15 protein-coding genes are annotated in these 18,793 nt (G+C 69.3%); 11 read left to right on the forward strand and 4 right to left on the reverse strand.

Going from position 1 to position 18,793, the window contains the following annotated elements:
* The first annotated feature begins 85 nt into the window (after window positions 1-85).
* From ACWDUA_RS09455 to ACWDUA_RS09500, 10 genes are all read left to right on the forward strand, one after another.
* On the forward strand, window positions 86-1,804 hold the full coding sequence (locus tag ACWDUA_RS09455) for an AMP-binding protein (protein ID WP_449750760.1): 1,719 nt from the start codon (window positions 86-88) through the stop codon (window positions 1,802-1,804).
* Window positions 1,805-1,806: 2 nt separating this feature from the next.
* On the forward strand, window positions 1,807-5,076 hold the full coding sequence (locus ACWDUA_RS09460; protein ID WP_449750761.1) for a carboxyl transferase domain-containing protein: 3,270 nt from the start codon (window positions 1,807-1,809) through the stop codon (window positions 5,074-5,076).
* 81 nt (window positions 5,077-5,157) lie between these two features.
* Complete coding sequence (locus ACWDUA_RS09465; protein WP_449750762.1) at window positions 5,158-5,931, forward strand: SDR family oxidoreductase; 774 nt, start codon at window positions 5,158-5,160, stop codon at window positions 5,929-5,931.
* Between the two features lie 53 nt (window positions 5,932-5,984).
* Window positions 5,985-6,968 (forward strand): NADPH:quinone oxidoreductase family protein, encoded by a 984-nt coding sequence (locus tag ACWDUA_RS09470; protein WP_449750763.1) that lies wholly within the window; start codon window positions 5,985-5,987, stop codon window positions 6,966-6,968.
* 34 nt (window positions 6,969-7,002) lie between these two features.
* Window positions 7,003-7,680 (forward strand): TetR family transcriptional regulator, encoded by a 678-nt coding sequence (locus ACWDUA_RS09475; protein ID WP_449750764.1) that lies wholly within the window; start codon window positions 7,003-7,005, stop codon window positions 7,678-7,680.
* Window positions 7,681-7,834: 154 nt separating this feature from the next.
* Window positions 7,835-8,944 carry a dimethylsulfone monooxygenase SfnG gene (sfnG, locus tag ACWDUA_RS09480; protein ID WP_449750765.1) on the forward strand — a complete coding sequence of 370 codons (1,110 nt, stop codon included), beginning with the start codon at window positions 7,835-7,837 and terminating at the stop codon, window positions 8,942-8,944.
* A gap of 4 nt (window positions 8,945-8,948) precedes the next feature.
* Window positions 8,949-10,202: an SfnB family sulfur acquisition oxidoreductase gene (locus ACWDUA_RS09485; protein WP_449750766.1), complete on the forward strand. Its 1,254-nt coding sequence runs from the start codon at window positions 8,949-8,951 to the stop codon at window positions 10,200-10,202.
* Window positions 10,203-10,337: 135 nt separating this feature from the next.
* On the forward strand, window positions 10,338-11,894 hold the full coding sequence (locus ACWDUA_RS09490) for a protein kinase domain-containing protein (protein WP_449750767.1): 1,557 nt from the start codon (window positions 10,338-10,340) through the stop codon (window positions 11,892-11,894).
* A 65-nt stretch (window positions 11,895-11,959) separates the two neighbouring features.
* A complete protein-coding gene (locus ACWDUA_RS09495) occupies window positions 11,960-12,829 on the forward strand; it encodes a hypothetical protein (RefSeq protein ID WP_449750915.1) in 870 nt (289 codons plus the stop codon).
* A gap of 155 nt (window positions 12,830-12,984) precedes the next feature.
* On the forward strand, window positions 12,985-13,863 hold the full coding sequence (locus ACWDUA_RS09500; RefSeq protein WP_449750916.1) for a hypothetical protein: 879 nt from the start codon (window positions 12,985-12,987) through the stop codon (window positions 13,861-13,863).
* On the opposite strand, the gene ACWDUA_RS09505 is transcribed toward ACWDUA_RS09500, so the two are convergent.
* Window positions 13,855-15,270 carry a YibE/F family protein gene (locus tag ACWDUA_RS09505; protein ID WP_449750768.1) on the reverse strand — a complete coding sequence of 472 codons (1,416 nt, stop codon included), beginning with the start codon at window positions 15,268-15,270 and terminating at the stop codon, window positions 13,855-13,857. The genes ACWDUA_RS09500 and ACWDUA_RS09505 overlap by 9 nt on opposite strands.
* Window positions 15,271-15,295: 25 nt before the next feature.
* Window positions 15,296-16,759, reverse strand: coding sequence for an LLM class flavin-dependent oxidoreductase (locus tag ACWDUA_RS09510; protein WP_449750769.1), 1,464 nt, complete (start codon window positions 16,757-16,759; stop codon window positions 15,296-15,298).
* Window positions 16,760-16,827: 68 nt separating this feature from the next.
* Here ACWDUA_RS09510 and ACWDUA_RS09515 point away from each other — a divergent pair, with 68 nt between their 5' ends.
* Window positions 16,828-17,328, forward strand: a complete 501-nt coding sequence (locus ACWDUA_RS09515) for a mycothiol transferase (RefSeq protein ID WP_449750770.1) — start codon at window positions 16,828-16,830, stop codon at window positions 17,326-17,328.
* Between the two features lie 27 nt (window positions 17,329-17,355).
* On the opposite strand, the gene ACWDUA_RS09520 is transcribed toward ACWDUA_RS09515, so the two are convergent.
* Complete coding sequence (locus tag ACWDUA_RS09520; RefSeq protein WP_449750771.1) at window positions 17,356-17,970, reverse strand: response regulator; 615 nt, start codon at window positions 17,968-17,970, stop codon at window positions 17,356-17,358.
* On the reverse strand, window positions 17,967-18,560 hold the full coding sequence (locus tag ACWDUA_RS09525; RefSeq protein WP_449750772.1) for an ATP-binding cassette domain-containing protein: 594 nt from the start codon (window positions 18,558-18,560) through the stop codon (window positions 17,967-17,969). The genes ACWDUA_RS09520 and ACWDUA_RS09525 overlap by 4 nt, the downstream gene beginning before the upstream one ends.
* Window positions 18,561-18,793 lie beyond the last annotated feature (233 nt).

Consider the following 18,793-nt stretch of genomic DNA (forward strand, 5'->3'; position numbering starts at 1 on the left):
TGTGTAAGGTGGCTCACGAATACGGCCCGGCCGTGACGCGAGATGGGCGTTGCGGATCTGTGGGAACCGAAAGGGATGGGAGCAGATGACAACCGACGCGGCGCTGCAGCGACTCGAGGACGCACTGGTGGAGGTCCGTGAGGTGCAGCAACGGAACTGGCCGTCTCAGGTGCCGAAGGACGTGCAGTACCCGATCGAGACGATGGGCCTGGTCGATCACCTGCGGCACTGGGCCGCACTCGCGGCCGATCGCACCGCGATCGCCTTCTACGGGCGCGAGATCAGCTATGCGGAGTTCGACGAGTACTCCGACCGTTTCGCCGGGTGGTTGCAGGACAACGGTGTCGGCGCGGGTGACCGGGTGGGTGTCCATCTCGGCAACTGCCCGCAGTTCTCCATCGCCATGCTCGGCATCCTGAAGGTCGGTGCCGTCCACGTCCCGGTGAATCCGATGCTGCGCGAACACGAGCTGATCCACGAACTCACCGATGGCGACGTCACCGTGATCCTCACGATGCCCGCGCTCGCACCGCTCATCTCGGCGGTGCGCGAGCGCACGCCGCTGCGGGTGGTGGCCACCACCGACATGTCCGACATGCTCGCCCCGGATGCGGCCGGCGCGCCGTTCCCGATCGCCGATCCGACGGCCAGTGACTGGCACACCATCCTGTCCGCGCCGCGCGCGGCTGCCGTGGTGACCGATCCCGACGCACTCGCCGCGCTGAACTACACCGGTGGCACCACGGGAATGCCCAAGGGGTGCGAGCACACCCAGCGCCACATGGTCTACACCGCCGCCACCGCCACCGTCGCGATGGGCCACCAGGTGGGCCAGGACCCGCTCACGGTCCTGGTGTTCCTGCCGGTGTTCTGGATCGCCGGCGAGGACTTCGGGATCCTGATCCCGCTGATCAACGGGGGCACCGCAGTGCTGCTGACCCGCTGGGACGCCGACGTGGTGCTCGATGCGGTGCCCCGGCATCGGGTCGGCGCCATGATCGGCACCGTCGACAACTACGTCGAACTGATGGACCGCGACGACTTCGCCGACCATGATCTCGGTTCGCTCACCTCGCCGTTGGCCGTGTCCTTCGTCCTCAAGCTGGACAAGGGGATTCGCGCACGATGGCGAGAGGCGACCGGCGCGACGCTGCGCGAGGGCGCCTACGGCATGACCGAGACGCACACCGCCGACACCATCACCCTCGGCTTCGCCGACGACGACCGCGACCTCGACAAGGAACCCGTCTTCTGCGGACTGCCCGTCCCCGGCACCGACATCCTCGTCGTCGACGCCGACGGTGCGCCGGTCCCGCTGGGTGAGGAGGGCGAGATCATCCTGCGCAGCCCGTCGGTGATGACCGGATATCACCGCAATCCCGAGGCGACCGCCGAGACCCTCCGTGGCGGATGGCTGTACACCGGTGACGTGGGGAAGTTCAGCGAGGAGGGGGCGGTGCACTACCTCGCGCGCAACAAGGAGATGATCAAGACCAACGGCATGAGCGTGTTCCCGTCCGAGGTCGAGGCGCTGCTGATGCTGCACCCGGCGGTGGAGCGGGCCGCGGTGGTGCCGAAGCCCGATCCCGGCCGCGGCCAGGTGGCCTTCGCCTTCGTCGAACTGACCGCCGACTCGGCCGCCACCGCCGACGAGATCGTCGCATGGGCACGGGACAACATGGCCGGCTACAAGGTCCCCGAGATCGAGATCCTGGACACGCTGCCGATGACGGCGACCGGCAAGGTCCGCAAGGGTGACCTGTTCGGCAAGGTCGACGCCCCGGCGGCAACGGCGGAGGTGTGACAGTGACGACCCAGCAGACCGTTCTGGTGGCCAACCGTGGCGAGATCGCGCTCCGGATCATCCGCACCGCAACCGAACTCGGCCACCGTACGGTCGCCGTCCACGCCACCGACGACGCCGACGCGCCGCATGTGTCCGCGGCCACCACCGCGGTGGCACTCGGGTCGGCCGGGGCCGGTGCCTATCTCGATCGAGGCGCGATCGTCGCCGCCGCCCTCGATGCGGGGGCCACGCTCGTCCATCCCGGATACGGATTCCTCAGTGAGGACCCACAGTTCGCCCGGGCATGCGCCGACGCCGGATTACGCTTCGTCGGGCCGACGGCCGGGGTCCTCGAGACCTTCGGCGACAAGGCCGCGGCACGCAAGGCCGCCGAGTCGTCCGGGGTGCCGGTACTGGCCGCGACCGCGGGTGGGATCGACGCGACGGCGGCCGGACGGTTCCTGGATGCGCATCCGTCGGGCATCATGCTCAAGGCCGTCGCCGGCGGTGGCGGACGCGGGATGCGCGTGGTCCGCGCCGGTGACGACCTCGCCGAGGCATTCCGGGCGTGTACGTCGGAAGCCGAACTGGGCTTCGGCAATCCGGCGTTGTTCGCCGAGCAGCTGTGTGCCGGGGCCCGCCACATCGAGGTGCAGGTGGTCGCCGCCGACGACGAGGGCAGTACCCGTTCCGTGGCCCTCGGTGATCGTGACTGCAGTGTGCAACGGCGACACCAGAAGATGATCGAGATCGCTCCCGCACCGCATCTCGACGACGCCACGCGGACCGCGCTGCATCGGGCAGCCGTCACCCTGATCGCCGACCAGCCCTACCGTGGCCTGGCCACGGTGGAGTTCCTGGTGGCCGACGGCGGGTTCTTCTTCCTCGAGGTCAATCCACGGATCCAGGTGGAGCACACCATCACCGAGGAGGTGACCGGCGTGGACCTGGTGGCCGTCGGGCTGGCGGTGGCCTGCGGCGCGCGGTGTGCCGAACTCGGCCTCCCGCGGGGGGTCAGCGCCCACGCCGGGATCACCGACGGTATCCCCGTCCGCGCCGACGGCGTCGCCATCGAGGCGCGGGTCAACACCGAATCCGTCACCGCTGACGGTCAGACCGTCCCGGATTCCGGTGTGCTGTCGGTGTTCTCGGCACCGACCGGGCCGGGTATCAGGGTGGACACCCACGGTCGTCCCGGTCTGACGATCAGTCCCCGTTACGATTCGCTCCTCGCCAAGGTGATCGGACACACCCGTGGCGGGGACCTCGCCGTGGCCGCGGCGAAGACCGCTGCGGCGCTCGGCGAGTTCGTCGTCGAGGGTGTGTCGACCAACATCGGGCTGCTGCGCGCGATCCTCACCGACGGCGACTTCGTGGGGGGAGCGGTCACCACCGACTACCTCACCACCCGGATCGGCGAGTTGTCGGTTGCGGCAGTGGAACCCGGTCGACCGTCCGTCGCGGACCGGTCCGCGGACATCGCCGGTGCCGGACCCGGGAGCGTCGCGGTGGCCGACGGTGAGCAGCTCGTGACGGCGCCGATGGCCGGTGTGGTGGTCCAGGTCGCCGACGCCGGAACCGAACTCGGCGCCGACCGAGGACTCGCCGTGCTCGAGGCCATGAAGATGGAACACGTGGTGCCCGCACCGTTCTCGTGTCGGGTGATGCGGGTACTCGTCGAGGGCGGTCAGGCCGTCGCCGCGGGGACGCCGCTGGCGGTGATCGCGTCCGCGGAGACCGCCGACCGCGGCTCGGAGGACTCCGTCATCGATCCCGACCACATCCGTGCGGATCTCGCCGAGGTGTTCGCCCGGCATGACGTCACCCTCGACGCCGCCCGGCCGGACGCGGTGGCCAAGCGGCATCGGATCGGCCGGCGCACCGCCCGGGAGAACATCGAGGACCTGATCGACCCGGGCAGTCTCACCGAGTACGGCGGGCTCGCGCTCGCCGCGCAACGCACCCGGCGCAGCGAAGCGGACCTGATCGCCAACACCCCCGCCGACGGGCTCGTCATGGGCCTGGCCACCGTCGGTGCCGACCGTTTCGGTGCCGCCGCGGCGGAGGTCGCGGTGGTGTCCTATGACTACACCGTGCTCGCCGGTACCCAGGGCATGCGCAACCACGTCAAGACCGACCGGATCATGGAAGTGGCTCGGCGCAAACGGGTTCCGTTCATCCTGTTCGCCGAGGGCGGCGGTGGTCGTCCCGGCGACACCGATGCGCTGGGCGCGTCGGGGCTCGAACTGGGCACCTTCCGCGCGATGGCGGCGCTGCGGGGCGTGGTTCCGACCGTCGCGGTGGTCTCGGGTCGGTGCTTCGCCGGCAACGCGGCCCTCGCGGGCGCCTGCGACGTCCTGATCGCGACGCCGGACGCCAGCATCGGGATGGGCGGCCCGGCGATGGTCGAGGGCGGCGGACTCGGGGTGTTCCGGCCCGAACAGATCGGGCCGATCGACGTCCAGGAACGCAACGGGGTGGTCCACGTGACCGCCCGCGACGAGGCAGACGCGGTGGACACCGCACGGCGTTTCCTCGCGTACTTCCAGGGCGACGTCGACGACTGGGAGGCGCCCGACGAGCGGATGGCCCGGCACGTCGTCCCGGAGAACCGGCTGCGTGCCTACGACGTCCGGGCTGCCGTCGAGAGCATCGCCGATGTCGACTCGGTCCTCGAACTGCAGCCCCGATACGGGGCAGGGATCGTCACCGCACTCATCCGGGTCGAGGGCGTCGCCTACGGCGTGATCGCCAATTCGAGTGCCCATCTCGGTGGTGCGATCGATGCCGAGGCGGCCGACAAGGCCACCGAGTTCCTGACACTGTGCCAGGCGCATGGTCTTCCGGTGGTCAGTCTCTGCGATACCCCCGGGTTCATGGTCGGCCCGGATTCGGAGACCGAGGCGACGGTGCGTCGGTTCGGGCGGTTCTTCGTCGCCGGGGCTCGGCTCACGGTGCCGTTCGGAACGATCATCCTGCGTAAGGGATACGGCCTGGGTGCGATGGCGATGGCCGGTGGCTCGTTCCACGCCCCCGAGTTCACCGTCGCCTGGCCGACCGGCGAGATCGGTCCGATGGGTCTCGAGGGATCGGTGCGGCTGGGTTTCCGCAAGGAGCTGGAGGCCCAGACCGATCCGGCGGCCCGCGAGGCACTGTTCACCGACCTCGTGGCCAAGGCCTATGAGCAGGGTCGTGCACTGCGTGCGGCCACCACGTTCGAACTCGACGACGTGATCGACCCGGCGACGTCACGATCCTGGATCCGGCGGTTGGCACGGCGACGATCTTGAACATGACGCCGGATTCAACTAGAAATACCCGGAGACCTGAATCACGTACCGGACACACCGTCCGACGAAAGGTGGAAACCCATGGCAGCTCCCGACCTGGCCGGTAAGACCGCCATCGTCACCGGTGCCTCCCGCGGAATCGGCCTCGCCGCCGCGCAGGCCCTGGCCGACGCCGGTGCCACCGTGGTGGTGACCTCCCGCAAGCAGGAGGCCGCCGATGCCGCGGCCGCCCAGATCGGCGAGCGGGCCCTGGGGATCGCCGCGCATGCCGCCGAGGAGGACCAGGCCCGCGCCTGCGTCGAGCAGACCGTGGAGCGGTTCGGCGGCATCGACATCCTGGTCAACAACGCCGGGACCAACCCGGCCTTCGGTCCGCTGATCACCCAGGACCACGCCCGGTTCGCCAAGGTGATGGACGTCAACCTGTGGGCGCCGCTGATGTGGACCTCGCTCGCCGTCGAGGCCGGCCTCGGGGCGAACGGCGGGGGATCGGTGATCAACACCGCCTCGATCGGCGGACTCGCACACGAGGCCAACATCGGCCTCTACAACGCGTCCAAGGCCGCCCTGATCTACCTGACCGGACAGCTCGCGCTGGAACTGTCGCCACAGGTGCGGGTCAACGCCGTCGCCCCGGGCGTGGTGCGGACCAAGCTCGCCGAGGCGCTCTGGCGTGAGCACGAGGAACTCGTCGCCGGGACGACCGCACTCGGCCGGATCGGTGAGCCTTCCGACATCGCCTCGGCGATCACCTTCCTCGCCTCCGACCAGTCGTCCTGGATGACCGGAGAGGTCATGGTGATCGACGGCGGCATGCATCTCGGGGACGCCCGCGGCTACCGCCCCGGGAACTGACGCGCTCCGCGAACCGACGGCATCACCCACCCATCGCATCGAAGGAGCATCAGATGAAGGCATGGCGCGTCCACGAACTCGGACAGCCCCGGGAGGCCCTGCGCTACGAGGAGGTCGCCGACCCCACCCCCGGCGACAATCAGGTCCTCGTGAAAGTGCTTGCCGCACCGGCCAACTTCCCCGACGTCCTGCTGTGTCGCGGGGAGTACCAGGTCAAGCCGCCGCTACCGTTCACCCCCGGAGTCGAACTGTGCGGCGAGGTCGAGGCGGTCGGCTCCGCGGTCACCCGGGCCGCGGTCGGTGACCGCGTCGTCGGTACCCCGACCCTGCCGGGCGGCGCCTTCGCCGAGTACGCGCTGATGGAGCAGCAGGCGGTCTTCGCCGCTCCGCCGGCACTCGACGACGCCGAGGCCGCGGCCCTGACGATCGGTTACCAGACGGCGTGGTTCGCGCTGCATCGGCGCACGCAGATCACCGCAGGCGACGTGCTGTTGGTGCACGCCGCAGCAGGCGGTGTCGGCAGTGCGGCGGTGCAGCTCGGCAAGGCGGCCGGAGCGACGGTGATCGGCGTCGTCGGTGGGCCCGACAAGGTGCGGTACGCCACCGAACTCGGTGCCGATCTCGTCGTCGACCGGTACACCGACGACTTCGTCGCCGCGGTCAAGGAGTTCACCGGTGGCCACGGCGCCGACATCGTCTTCGACCCGGTGGGTGGCGACGCCTACGCCGGATCGACCAAGTGCATCGCCTTCGAGGGGCGCATCGTGGTGATCGGCTTCGCCGGCGGCACCATCCCGCAGCCGGCGCTCAACCACGCGCTGATCAAGAACTACTCGATCGTCGGATTGCACTGGGGTCTCTACCAGCTCAAGAACCCGGCGGTCATCGACGAGTGCCACACCGCGCTCACCGAACTCGCCGAGGAGGGCCGCCTGCGGCCGCTGATCTCCGAGCGGCTCGCGCTGACCGACGTCGCCGACGGCGTGGCCCGCCTCGGCGAGGGCAGCACCGTCGGCCGTGTGGTGTTCGTGCCCTGATCGGCGGCACATCGGCCCGCGATAGACTCGAACGGTGACCCGGACCCGCCGCCCCGCCTCGCGTACCGCGGGGGCGGCGGAGCCGGAATCGCGGGCCGACAAGAAGAACCGCACCCGGCAGGCGCTGCTCGACACCACCCTGGAGCTGGTGGGTGACCGCAGTTTCGCGAGCATCTCCCTACGCGAGGTCGCCCGCGGTGCGGGCATCGTGCCCACTGCGTTCTACCGGCATTTCGCCTCGATGGAAGACCTCGGCGTCACCCTGGTCGAGGACTCGATGCGCATCCTGCGCCGCACGCTGCGCGACGGCCGGCGCGACCTCGCGGCCCGCCAGGCCCTTCCCACCGCCAAGGCATCGCTGGACATCCTGCTGACCCACGTCGACGAGCATCGCGCCGCCTTCCGGTTCCTGGTCCGCGAGCAGCACGGCGGTGTCGCCGAGATCCGGCGGGCCATCGACACCGAACTGCGGCTGTTCTCCCGTGAGCTCGCCATCGATCTGTCGCGGCTGCCGGCACTCGCGGACTGGCGTGCCGAGGATCTCGAACTCGCCGCCGACCTGATCGTGACGATCATGCTGACCGCCGTGGCCGACCTGCTCGACGGTGAGTACCGCGGCCGACAAGCCGAGCAGGAGATCGTCGAGCGCACGCAGCGGCAGCTGGTGATGCTCTTCCTCGGCATGGGTCGGTGGCGCCCGTCCGGCGACTGACCCTCCGCTCGTCGTGCGGGGTTTGCCTCACTCCGATTTCAAGGGTGGGCCGCACGCGCTTCCCGGGTGACACTGACCCGCGTTGTCGCGTCGTCGATCGCCCACGTGGGCACCGACGTGACGGACCGAGCAGTTCACCGATGTCAGGAGTCCCGTGTCCACCGAGAAGATCGCCGATCAGATCAAGTTCGCCTACTGGGTGCCCAACGTGTCGGGTGGCCTGGTCACCAGTGACATCGAGCAGCGCACCAGCTGGGACTACGAGTACAACGTCAAGCTCGCGCAGACCGCCGAGAACAACGGATTCGAGTACGCGCTTTCCCAGGTTCGGTACGAGGCCAGCTACGGCGCCGAATTCCAGCATGAATCAACGAGTTTCAGCCTCGCGCTGCTTCTGGCCACACAGAAGCTGAAGCTGATCGCGGCGGTGCACCCGGGGCTGTGGCATCCGGCCGTGCTCGCCAAGTTCGGCGCCACCGCCGACATCCTGTCCGGCGGACGGTTCAGCATCAACGTGGTGAGCGGCTGGTTCAAGGACGAGTTCATCCACCTCGGAGAGCAGTGGCTCGAACACGACGAACGGTACCGGCGCAGTGGCGAGTTCCTCGAGGTGATCCGCAAGATCTGGACCGAGGACAACGTCGACTACCGCGGCGACTTCTACCGCATCCACGACTTCACCCTCAAGCCCAAGCCCTTGAACACCCCCGACCGCCCCAATCCGGAACTGTTCCAGGGCGGCAACTCGACAGCGGCCCGCAGCAACGGTGGCCGCTTCGCCGACTGGTACTTCTCCAACGGCAAGGACTTCGACGGCGTCACCGAGCAGCTCGACGATCTGCGGTCGGTGGCCCGGGCCCACGAGCGCGAGGTCAAGTTCGGGCTCAACGGGTTCATCATCGCCCGCGACACCGAGGCCGAGGCCCGCGACACCCTCCGCGAGATCATCGAGAAGGCCAATCGTCCTGCGGTGGAGGGATTCCGTGGCGCGGTGCAGCAGGCGGGCAGTGCCACCGGTGACAAGAAGGGGATGTGGGCGGACTCCAGCTTCGAGGACCTGGTGCAGTACAACGACGGATTCCGCACCCAGCTGATCGGCACCCCCGAACAGGTGGCCGAGCGGATCGTCGCCTACAAACGACTCGGCGTCGACCTCGTCCTCGGTGGCTTCCTGCACTTCCAGGAGGAGATCGAGTACTTCGGTGAGAAGGTGCTGCCGCTGGTCCGTGAACTCGAGGCCGCCGAGCAGGTCGCCGCGGTCTAGTCTGATGAGCGTGACCTCCACACCCGAGAACAGTTCGAGACCGACTGCGGCACAGATCGAGTCGGCTGCCCAGGCGCGTCTGGTCGCGCAGGGGCTGGCCGAGCGGTTCGCGGCCGAGGCTGCCGCCCGTGACCTCGACCGGCGACTGCCGTTCGCCGAGATCGATGCGCTGTCGGCCAGTGGCCTGCTGGCGATCTCGGTGCCGGGGTCGTTCGGCGGTGCCGATCTGGCCCCCAGCGTGATCGCGGACGTCATCGCGATCCTCGCCGCAGCCGACCCGAACATCGCCCAGATCCCGCACAGTCACTTCGTGTACCTCAACCTGCTGCGACTTGCCGCTCCGGAAGAGCTGGCGCGCAAGCAGTTCGAGGCCGTCCTCGCCGGTGGGCGGGTTGCCAACGCGCAATCCGAGCGGGGTGGTGCCACCATCGCCGACATCTCCACCACCCTGACCACGGTGGGACCGGGGCGGTTCCGGATCGACGGCGAGAAGTTCTATGCCACCGGGTCGTTGTACGCCGACACCCTCGCGATCCTGGCCCGCCACGCCGGTGACGACGAGCTCGCCGCGGGCGAGTACATCGCGTTCATTGCCGCCGACACCCCCGGCGTGGAGGTGATCGACGACTGGGATGCGTTGGGGCAGCGGACAACCGGCTCGGGAACGGTGAAGCTGACCGGCGCCTCGGTGCTGATCGGCGATCTCGTCGAGCGTGCGGCGGCGGTGTCGCAGCCGACCGGCTACGGCGCGTTCGCGCAGTTGCTGCATGTGGCGATCGACGTGGGTATCGCACGGGGTGCCCTCGACGCCGCGGTCGAGTTCGTCCGCACCAGGTCGCGGGCCTGGTTCGAGGCCGGGGTGAGCCGCGCCGTCGACGACGAGCTGCTGGTGCAGCGGTTCGGTGAACTCGGGGTGGAACTGGTCACCGCCGAGGCCACCCTCGATGCCGCCGGGCGGGCCGTCGACCGGGCGACCGGATACGGTGGCGCCCCCGCCGACACCGTGCAGGCGGCCGTGGCGGAGGCATCGCTGGCGGTGGCCGCGGCGAAGGTCGTGGCCGATCGGGTGGCCAACTCGATCACCGCGGCGGTGTTCGAGGTCGGCGGTACGCGCAGTGCCGCCGCGGGCACGGGTCTCGACCGGTTCTGGCGCAACGCCCGTACGCACACCCTGCACGATCCGGTGCGGTGGAAGGTGCAGCACATCGGCCGCCACGTGCTGCGCGGTGAGAACCCGCCGATCCACGGCGTCATCTGACACCCGGTGCGGTGACGTGACGTCGGTCGCGGTGTCATCCGAACCGATGAACGACGCAGGCCGCGTCGGTTCCCCGGACGACCGCACCCGGACATCGCGGCCGGGGAGGTCCGGTGCGCCGGTTATGCTCCCAGCATGTCGGGAAGCCGGGTGAACACACGATTCGGGCCATACCGCCTGGACGAGTTGTTGGGTCGCGGTGGAATGGGCGAGGTCTATCGCGCCTATGACACGGTCAAGGACCGGGTGGTCGCGGTCAAGCTCCTCCACCCGGGCCTGGCCGGCGATGCGACATATCAGGAACGGTTCAGACGCGAGTCGCATGCGGCGGCGCGCCTCGGCGAACCCCATGTCATCCCGATCCACGACTGGGGCGAGATCGACGGCGTGCTGTTCATCGACATGCGGCTCGTCGACGGCGAGGATCTCCGCGCGCTGCTGCGTCGTGAGCGGTCGCTGGAAGCCGGTCGCGCTGTGGCCATCATCGCGCAGGTGGCGGCCGCACTCGACGCCGCGCACGCCGACGGGTTGGTGCATCGCGACATCAAGCCCGAGAACATCCTGATCGGGCAGAACGACTTCGCCTACCTGGTGGACTTCGGTATCGCGCACGGCGCCGACGACACCCATCTCACCCAGGCCGGCTCGGCGATCGGATCGATCGCCTACATGGCGCCGGAACTGTTCGACGCGATCCCGGTGAGCACGTCCAGCGACATCTACGCGCTGGCGTGTGTGCTGTTCGAATGCCTCACCGGGCGCGTGCCGCATCCGGCCGACACGATCAGTTCCGCGATCAAGGCCGCGGTGATGTCCGCTCCGCCGGCGCCGAGCGCGGTCAACACCGCGGTGCCGTCGGCGATGGATTCGGTGATCGCCCGGGGACTCGATCCCGACCCCGACCGCCGCTATGCCACGGCCACGGAGCTCGCCGCTGCGGCCCGTGCGGCGTTGCACGGCGAGGCCGAGCCGGACGCCGGGCCCGCGGCACCGCCCACGGTGACCCCGGGCGGACCGGTGCGGATCGACCTGATCAAGTCCGAGGGCGCCGAGTCGCCGGCACCCCCGACGGTGATCGGCTCGCCGCCCGGTGATGAGGCCGCCCGCGCCACCCAACTGCGGCCGGTCGGCGATTCGGGACCGCAATATCCTTCTGGGCCCCAGTATCCTTCTGGTCCCCAGTACCATTCGGGCCCGCAGCAGTATCCGGGGACACCCGCCTACGGTGCCGCGGCCTACCCGGCCCCGGGATATCAGCCGCCGCCCGAGCGTGACCGTTCGGTGGCCTACGTCCTGATCGGTGTGATCGCGGTCGCGGTGCTCGGACTGCTGGCCGTCGGTGCGTACTGGTTGTTCAGCAAGGACTCCGGCGGTACCACGGCGTCGCCGACGACGACGGTGACCCAGGCACCCCCGATCACCGAACGGACCACCGAGACCGTGACGCCGGCGTTCCCGGCCGGCGCGGTGCCCTGTGACGCGACCTCGGCAATCGGGACCACGGTGACGAGTTGTCCTTTCGCGCAGGCGGTTCGGGACGCCTACCGGGGATCCGGCACCTATGGTGAGGCGCGTACGGTCCAGGCGTACAGTCCGGTCACCGGGTTGCCCTATCAGATGGCCTGTACGCCTGAGGGGTCGGCGGTGACGTGTCGCGGGGGCAACGACGCCGTCGTCTACGTTCTGCCGTGAGAAGGGGAGTGGCACACGTGCGTAGGTTCTGGGCTGCCGGTGTGACGACGATCGTGGCGGCCACGATGGGGTTGTCCGGTTGTGCGAGTGGGGATTCCGCGTCTGGTCCCACGTCCACGGTGACCGTGTACGCCTCGCTGTCGAGTTCCTCGCCGTCGGGATCGCCGTCCGCTCCGCCGGGATCCGGTGCCGTGGTGTCGTCGGCGACGACACCGAGTCCGGCATTGGCGGCGAGCTTCCAGAAGGTGGCGTCCGCGACAGGCCTACGAGTCGGGATCGCGGTGGCGCCGGTCGGGGAGAAGGCGACGGCCACCCTGATGTTCGGTGATCGTGACCCGGGTGTCGCCTGGTCGACGATCAAGGTGCCCCTCGCGGTGGCCGCCGAACGCGAGAACGGTCGGTCGGCGGCCGAGACCGCTGCGATCATCGACTCCGACAATGCTTCCGCCGAAGAGTTGTGGGCCTCGCTCGGGACCTCCCAGGAGGCCTCGGCCAAAGTGACCGCGGTGCTGCGTGAGGGCGGCAATCCGGACGTGAGGGTGCCGTCGCAGCAGTTGCGGGCAGGCTTCACCGTCTTCGGGCAGACCGTGTGGTCGTTGCCGGATGCGGCGACGTTCACCGGTCACCTGCCCTGCATGCCGGGAACCGGGCACGTGGTGTCGCTGATGGGTCAGGTCGCCGGAAATCAGCAGTGGGGGGTCGAGATCATGCGGCTGCCCAGGTCGACTGCGGTCAAGGGCGGATGGGGTCCCGGGGCGGCCGGCGACTACCTGGTCCGGCAGATCGGTCTGATCACCTACCGCGACGGTGCTCGGAGCGCGGTGGCGATGAGCGCGGTCGGCGGATCGATGTCCGGTGGGATCGCCGCGCTCAACGCAATGGCCAACTGGCTCAACCAGAACATCACCGGATTGCCTCGCGGTACCTGCGGATAGCGGCATTCCGGGCACACGATCACGACTCGTGCACGGCCAGGTCTCGGTTGTATGGCCGAACGACTGTCGGTTCGCGGTCACCGCAGAGGCCCACCTAAGGTTCTCCTGGTACGGACGTGATCCAGGAGGCGTGTGTGACCAATGTGAAGCGGCTGATGGTGGGGATGGTGCTCGCTCTCGTGGTCATGGTTGTCACACCGACGGCACTGGCGTCGGCGGGGCCCACCCTGCCACCCCTCCCCGAACCACTGCGTACGTGGCTCACGCCCCCGGAGCCCCCGCAGAAGGTGCTGGCGAAGTCGTTCGAGCCGTTCCAGAAGTCGCTGTCCACGACCCATCCGGGGTCGGTCGGCATCGCGATCGTCCCGGTGGGTTCGGACTCCGCGATCACCCTCGGCAAGGTGTCGACCGGACGTGCCTGGTCGACGTTGAAGGTGCCGGTGTCGCTGGCCGCCGAACGGCGTCTCGGTTCCGCCGTCGTCTCGCGTGAGGTCGAGGCGATCACCTTCTCCGACAACGATGCCGCCGAGGACCTCTGGGCGTCGCTGGGCAGCACCCGACAGTCGGTGGATGCGGTCACCGCGGTCCTACGTGAGGGCCACGACGTGAAGACCCGGGTCAGTTCGGAACTCGACACACCGTCGTCGTTCCCCGGATACAGCATGTGGTCGCTGGCCGATCAGGCGAGGTTCGGCGCACACCTGCCGTGTATGCCGGGTTCGGCCCGGGTGCTCGACCTGATGGGGGCGGTGGGCCCCAACCAGCGGTGGGGTGTCGCCGATCTCGCCCGCTCCAGCCGGACGGTGACGGGTACGGCCGTCAAGGGCGGCTGGGGACCCGGGACCGGCCTGTCGTCGGCGTTCTTCGTCCGCCAGATCGGCGTGATCAGCACGCCGCGGGGCCAGTTCGCCGTGTCACTGGCCGCCGTTCCCGCGAGCAACAGCTTCGCCGACGGCGCCGCCATGCTGACCGCGATGGGAGAGTGGTTGGGCCGCAACATCACCAGAGTGCCGGTCGGCCGCTGCTCATGGTGAGGGGGAGTCCGGCATCGAATGACGGCCGGTGCGCGGCTGCGGTCGTGCCTGCGGCTGCGGTTGCTCATGTCGGGTCTCCGCGCGCGCACCCGATGGGCGCGCGAGCGAGGCCGCGATGGCGGTGGTGAGCGGCACCGACAGACAGATCGCGATGCCGCCGACGAACGACCGCGCCAACTCCACGGCGACGGTGTCGCTGGTGAGCAGCGCTCCGAGTGGCTGCTGGGCCACCGAGAACAACAGCAGCAGCGGAAGGGCGCTGCCCGCGTAGGCGAAGACGAGGGTGTAGACGGTGCTGGCGATGTGGTCTCGGCCGACGCGCATCGCCGCCCGGAACGTGGCCAGCCGGGTCGGCTCCCCGGCGGCGGCGAGCTCGAACGCCGCCGACGCCTGGGTGATGGTCACGTCGTTGAGCACACCCAGGGTGCCGATGATGAACCCGGCGAGCAGCAGACCACCGACGGAGATGGTGCCCTGATAGACCTGCAGGCTCGTCGTCTGATCGCCGGAAAGGCCGGTCAGATTCATCGTCTCGATCGCCAGCCAGCTCAGCAGTCCCGCCGCGAGCAGCGAGGTGAGCGTGCCGAGTAGCGCCGAGCTGGTGCGCATGCTGACCCCATGCGCCAGATACAACACGACGAACAGGATGGCCGCCGAACTCACCACGGCGACGGCCACCGGGGACTTGCCGTCGAGGATGGCAGGCAGGGTGAACACGGCGAGGACGACGAACGCGAAGACGAGGCCGATGAGCGAGCGCAGACCGCGCCAGGCCGCGACGAGGATGACCGCGGCGGCGAACAGGATCGCCCACACGAGGGTCGACGTGGACCGACCGAAGTCGAAGAACGCATAGCGCGGCGCACCGTCGGGTCCCGGACTGGTGCTCATCCGGATGCTGTCACCGACGTGCAGCGTGGGCTGGCCCGGTTGCGGATCGTCGGGTGCGCCGAGGGTCTGCGCCGACGAGTCCGGGCCCGTGCCCGACTGCGCCCGGTTGGTCGGGATCTCGAGCAACGTGTACTTGCCCTCGTGCTCGCCGGAGGTGATGCGCACCGTGTTCTCGATGCACGGTCCCGATCCGGCGCCGGAGATCGGGATGTCGGCGGTGTCCTGCACGGCGCCGACCAGCTGGTTCAGGCATTCCGCGCGGGTCTGTGCGACGATCTCGCCGTCGACCGCGTGGATCGCACCGCCGTCGGCACCGCGGAACTGCGCGGGGATCGGATGGTCGCCTCCCGACGGCCACAGCAGCACTGCGCCGACGATCACCGCCAGCCCGGCGATCGTCAGGGTCGCGATGACGATCCGCCGGGCCAGCGGGGGCAGATCCACGCTGATCTGCGACAGCGAATGCGAATGGCCGTGGGGATGTTCGGGGCCGTGTCCGGTGCCGGTGTTGCTCACCCCGCCACCCTATGCGGAGCTGCGGTCAGGAGGTCAGCACCGCGGTGCGAGACCGATCCCGCACCGAGTCGTCGATGGTCGATCCGCTGCCACCGGGACGGAAGCTCGCGCCCCGATGGCTGTCCGGCAGCAGATCACCGTGGCCGAACAGCTTGTGGCGCAGAGTCCCCGGGACATAGGTGCGGTCGTAGAGTCCGCGTCGTTCCAGGGCCGGCACCACATGGGTGATGACATCGGCGAAGGATCCGGGCGTCACCGCGTAGGCGAGGTTGAACCCGTCGACGTCGGTCTCGTCGACCCAGCCCTGCAGCGCGTCGGCGACCTCGTCGCCCGACCCGATCAGCACCGGCCCCATACCGCCGATCCCGCCCCAGGCCGCGATGTCGCGGACACGCCATTCCTCGCCGGACTCGGCGGCCTGCTGGAAGGCGGCCACCGCGGACTGGATCGCGTTGCTCTCCACGTTGCCGATCGGCTCGTCGATGTCGTAGGTGGACAGGTCCAGACCCATCCATCCGGACATGAACACCAGCGACCCCTCCTCGCTGGCGTATCGCTGGTACTCGGCGGCCTTGGCCCGGGCGGCGTCGGAGGTCTCGTCGGTGATGATCGTGAGCAGGGTGTAGATGCGGGCGTCGTAGGGGTCGCGCCCGGCCGCGACGAGTTCGTCGCGGATCTTCGACACCGTGTCGCGCAGAATGGCTTTCGTCGGAGCGCCGACGAAGATCGCCTCCGCGTTTGCGGCGGCGAACCGTCGCCCGCGCGGTGAGGCCCCGGCCTGGTAGATCACCGGTGAACCCTGCGGTGACGGCTCCGACAGATGGATGCCGGGAACGCTGAAATGCTGTCCGTGGTGCCCGATGTGATGCACCTTCTCCGGATCGGCGAAGACACCGGCGGCCCGGTCCCGGTGCACCGCATCCCGCTCCCAGGAGCCCTCCCACAGCTTGTACAGCACGGTGAGGTACTCGTCGGCGTGGTCGTAGCGGCTGTCGTGTTCGAGCTGGTCGTCGCTGCCCATGTTGCGCGCCGCCGACGGCAGGTACCCGGTGACGACGTTCCAGCCGATCCGCCCCTTGGTGAGGTGATCGAGCGTCGACAGGCGTCGGGCGAACGGATAGGGATGCTCGAACCCCGTGCCGGTGGTGATGCCGAAGCCGAGATGTTCGGTGGCATGGGCCATCGCCGACACCAGCAGCAACGGATCGTTGACCGGGATCTGTGCACCCTGCCGGATTGCGGCCTCGTCGGTCCCGCCGTACACGTCGTAGGTGCCGAGGACGTCGGCGATGAACAGCCCGTCGAATCCTCCGGTCTCCAGCAGCTTCGCCAGATCCACCCAGTAGTCGAGGGTGTTGTAGTCCCACGAACGGTCTTCGGGATGGCGCCACAGGCCAGGCGACTGGTGGGCGACACAGTTCATGTCGAAGGCGTTGAAGCGGATCCGACGGCGGGCGGGTGCGGAGTGCGAGTGGGACACCAGGCCCATCCTGGGCGGTCGGTATGGGATCGGCCAGACTTCTGCGCGCGGCGAGATAAAGGCGTAGGGAAGTAGGCATGCGAAGCATCGATGTGCTCGCCGACGGACTGAGTCGGGTGCAGGAGAATGTCCACGCCGTCCTCGACGGCATCGACGAGGAACGCCTGGTCTGGCAGCCGGCGCCGGGCGCCAACAGCATCGCGTGGCTGGTGTGGCACGTGGCGCGGGTGCAGGATGCGCAGGTCGCCGACGTCGCCGGCACCGACCAGGTGTGGCGCACCGGTGGCTGGTACGACCGATTCGCCCTGCCGTTCGCCGCCGACGCCACCGGCTACGGCCACCATCCCGACGAGGTCATCCGGGTGGTGGGCCCACCGGAGTTGCTGCTCGGCTACTACGACGAGACGCATGCGGCCACCCTCGACTACCTCGGTGGGCTGTCCGACGACGATCTCGACCGGGTCGTCGACACCCGGTGGGATCCGCCGGTCACGCTCGGGGTGCGGCTGGTCAGTGTCGTCGACGACGACGCGCAACACATCGGGCAGGCGGCCTATCTGCGCGGACTGCACCGCTAGGGTCCGCGCTGCCGGCCGGTGCAGCGGTCAGATCCACCCGCGTTCGCGTGCGACCCACGCCGCCTCGGCGCGGGTGGACGCGTTGGTCTTACCGATCGCCGACGACAGATGATTGCGGACCGTGCCCGCCGACAGATGGACCTGCGCGGCGATCGCCGCGACCGTCGCGCCCGACAGCGCCGCCCGCAACACCTCCGATTCCCTTGGGGTGAGCGGATTGTCGCCGCTGGTGAGGCTCTCGGTGGCCAGCGTCGGATCGATCACCCGCAGCCCGGCGTGCACCCGTCGTACGGCGTCGGCCAGTTCGTCGGCCGGGGTGTCCTTGACCACGAAACCCGATGCGCCGGCGTCGATTGCACGCCGCAGGTAGCCGGGGCGGCCGAAAGTGGTGACGATCAGCGACCGCACACCGGGTAGTTCGCGGTGGAGTGCCGCGGCGGCCTCGATCCCGTCCGCGCCCGGAATCTCGATGTCGAGAAGGCATACCTGGGTATCGGATTCGCGTGCGGCAGCGACCACTTCGTCACCGCGCCCCACCTGGGCCACCACCTCGAGATCGGGTTCGAGGTCGAGGAGCGCGGCCAGTGCCCCACGGACGAGGGCCTGGTCGTCGGCGAGCAGCAGTCGGATGGTGGCGGTCATCGTGTGTCGTCCGATCTGGTCTGTGCGGTGCGCCCGATCCGTGCGACGAGCGTGGTGCCGTGGGGGTCCGAGTCGATGTGCAGCGTTCCGCCGCCGGCCTCCACCCGCTCGGCCAGTCCGCGCAGACCGTTGCCGAGGAAGGCCGGGTCCATGCCGGTGCCGTTGTCGTGCACCGTGATCGAGTCCTCGCCGAGGATGACCTCGCAGCGGGTGGCGCCGGAGTGGCGCACCACGTTGGTGACGGCCTCGCGGAGGACCCAGGCGAACAGCGTGCCGTGGTCGGTGTCGCGATGCGGGTCGGGCAGGGATGCCTCGATGCCGGCCGCGCGCAACGCGCTCTCCGCGCCGGCGCGGGCGGCCTGGCGGGGAGACATGCCGAAGACGGTCATCTCCCCGGAATCGGGTCGGCTCAGACCGAGCATCATGTCGAGGGTGGTCGTCTTGCCCGCCCCGTTGGGGCCGAGGACGGCGACGACCTCGCCGGGCGCGATCGTCAGATCCAGGTGGTCGACGGCTCTGACCACGGTCCCGTCGGTGCCTCGGAACGTCTTGAGCAGGCTCTGGGCTCGGATGGCAGGTGCGATGTCCATGGTTCTCATCCTGTCGGTGGGGCCGCGGGTACCCAGAGCGGATGTCATCGATCGGCCATGACGTTTGTCATCGGGTGCCGGCGTGGTGCGATCGGATGACCGCATCGCGCCGTGCGTGCCGATCGCCGGACTCGGGCCGATCGGCACACTTGCCCGGACCTTGCCCACATGCAGATCGGACATTGCGGATATTACTGGCGCACAAGATATTTCGGCGACGTCGCGGTTTGGTC

This window comes from Gordonia sp. NPDC003376 (assembly GCF_053589235.1).

What these genes read in the sequence shown, in the direction of transcription:
- ACWDUA_RS09455 (WP_449750760.1), top strand. Translation starts at nt 86, where the DNA reads ATGACAACCGACGCGGCGCTGCAGCGACTCGAGGACGCACTGGTGGAG.
- ACWDUA_RS09465 (WP_449750762.1), top strand. Translation starts at nt 5,158, where the DNA reads ATGGCAGCTCCCGACCTGGCCGGTAAGACCGCCATCGTCACCGGTGCC.
- ACWDUA_RS09470 (WP_449750763.1), top strand. Translation starts at nt 5,985, where the DNA reads ATGAAGGCATGGCGCGTCCACGAACTCGGACAGCCCCGGGAGGCCCTG.
- ACWDUA_RS09485 (WP_449750766.1), top strand. Translation starts at nt 8,949, where the DNA reads ATGAGCGTGACCTCCACACCCGAGAACAGTTCGAGACCGACTGCGGCA.
- ACWDUA_RS09490 (WP_449750767.1), top strand. Translation starts at nt 10,338, where the DNA reads ATGTCGGGAAGCCGGGTGAACACACGATTCGGGCCATACCGCCTGGAC.
- ACWDUA_RS09495 (WP_449750915.1), top strand. Translation starts at nt 11,960, where the DNA reads ATGGGGTTGTCCGGTTGTGCGAGTGGGGATTCCGCGTCTGGTCCCACG.
- ACWDUA_RS09500 (WP_449750916.1), top strand. Translation starts at nt 12,985, where the DNA reads ATGGTGGGGATGGTGCTCGCTCTCGTGGTCATGGTTGTCACACCGACG.
- ACWDUA_RS09510 (WP_449750769.1), bottom strand. Translation starts at nt 16,759, where the DNA reads ATGGGCCTGGTGTCCCACTCGCACTCCGCACCCGCCCGCCGTCGGATC.
- ACWDUA_RS09515 (WP_449750770.1), top strand. Translation starts at nt 16,828, where the DNA reads ATGCGAAGCATCGATGTGCTCGCCGACGGACTGAGTCGGGTGCAGGAG.
- ACWDUA_RS09520 (WP_449750771.1), bottom strand. Translation starts at nt 17,970, where the DNA reads ATGACCGCCACCATCCGACTGCTGCTCGCCGACGACCAGGCCCTCGTC.
- ACWDUA_RS09525 (WP_449750772.1), bottom strand. Translation starts at nt 18,560, where the DNA reads ATGGACATCGCACCTGCCATCCGAGCCCAGAGCCTGCTCAAGACGTTC.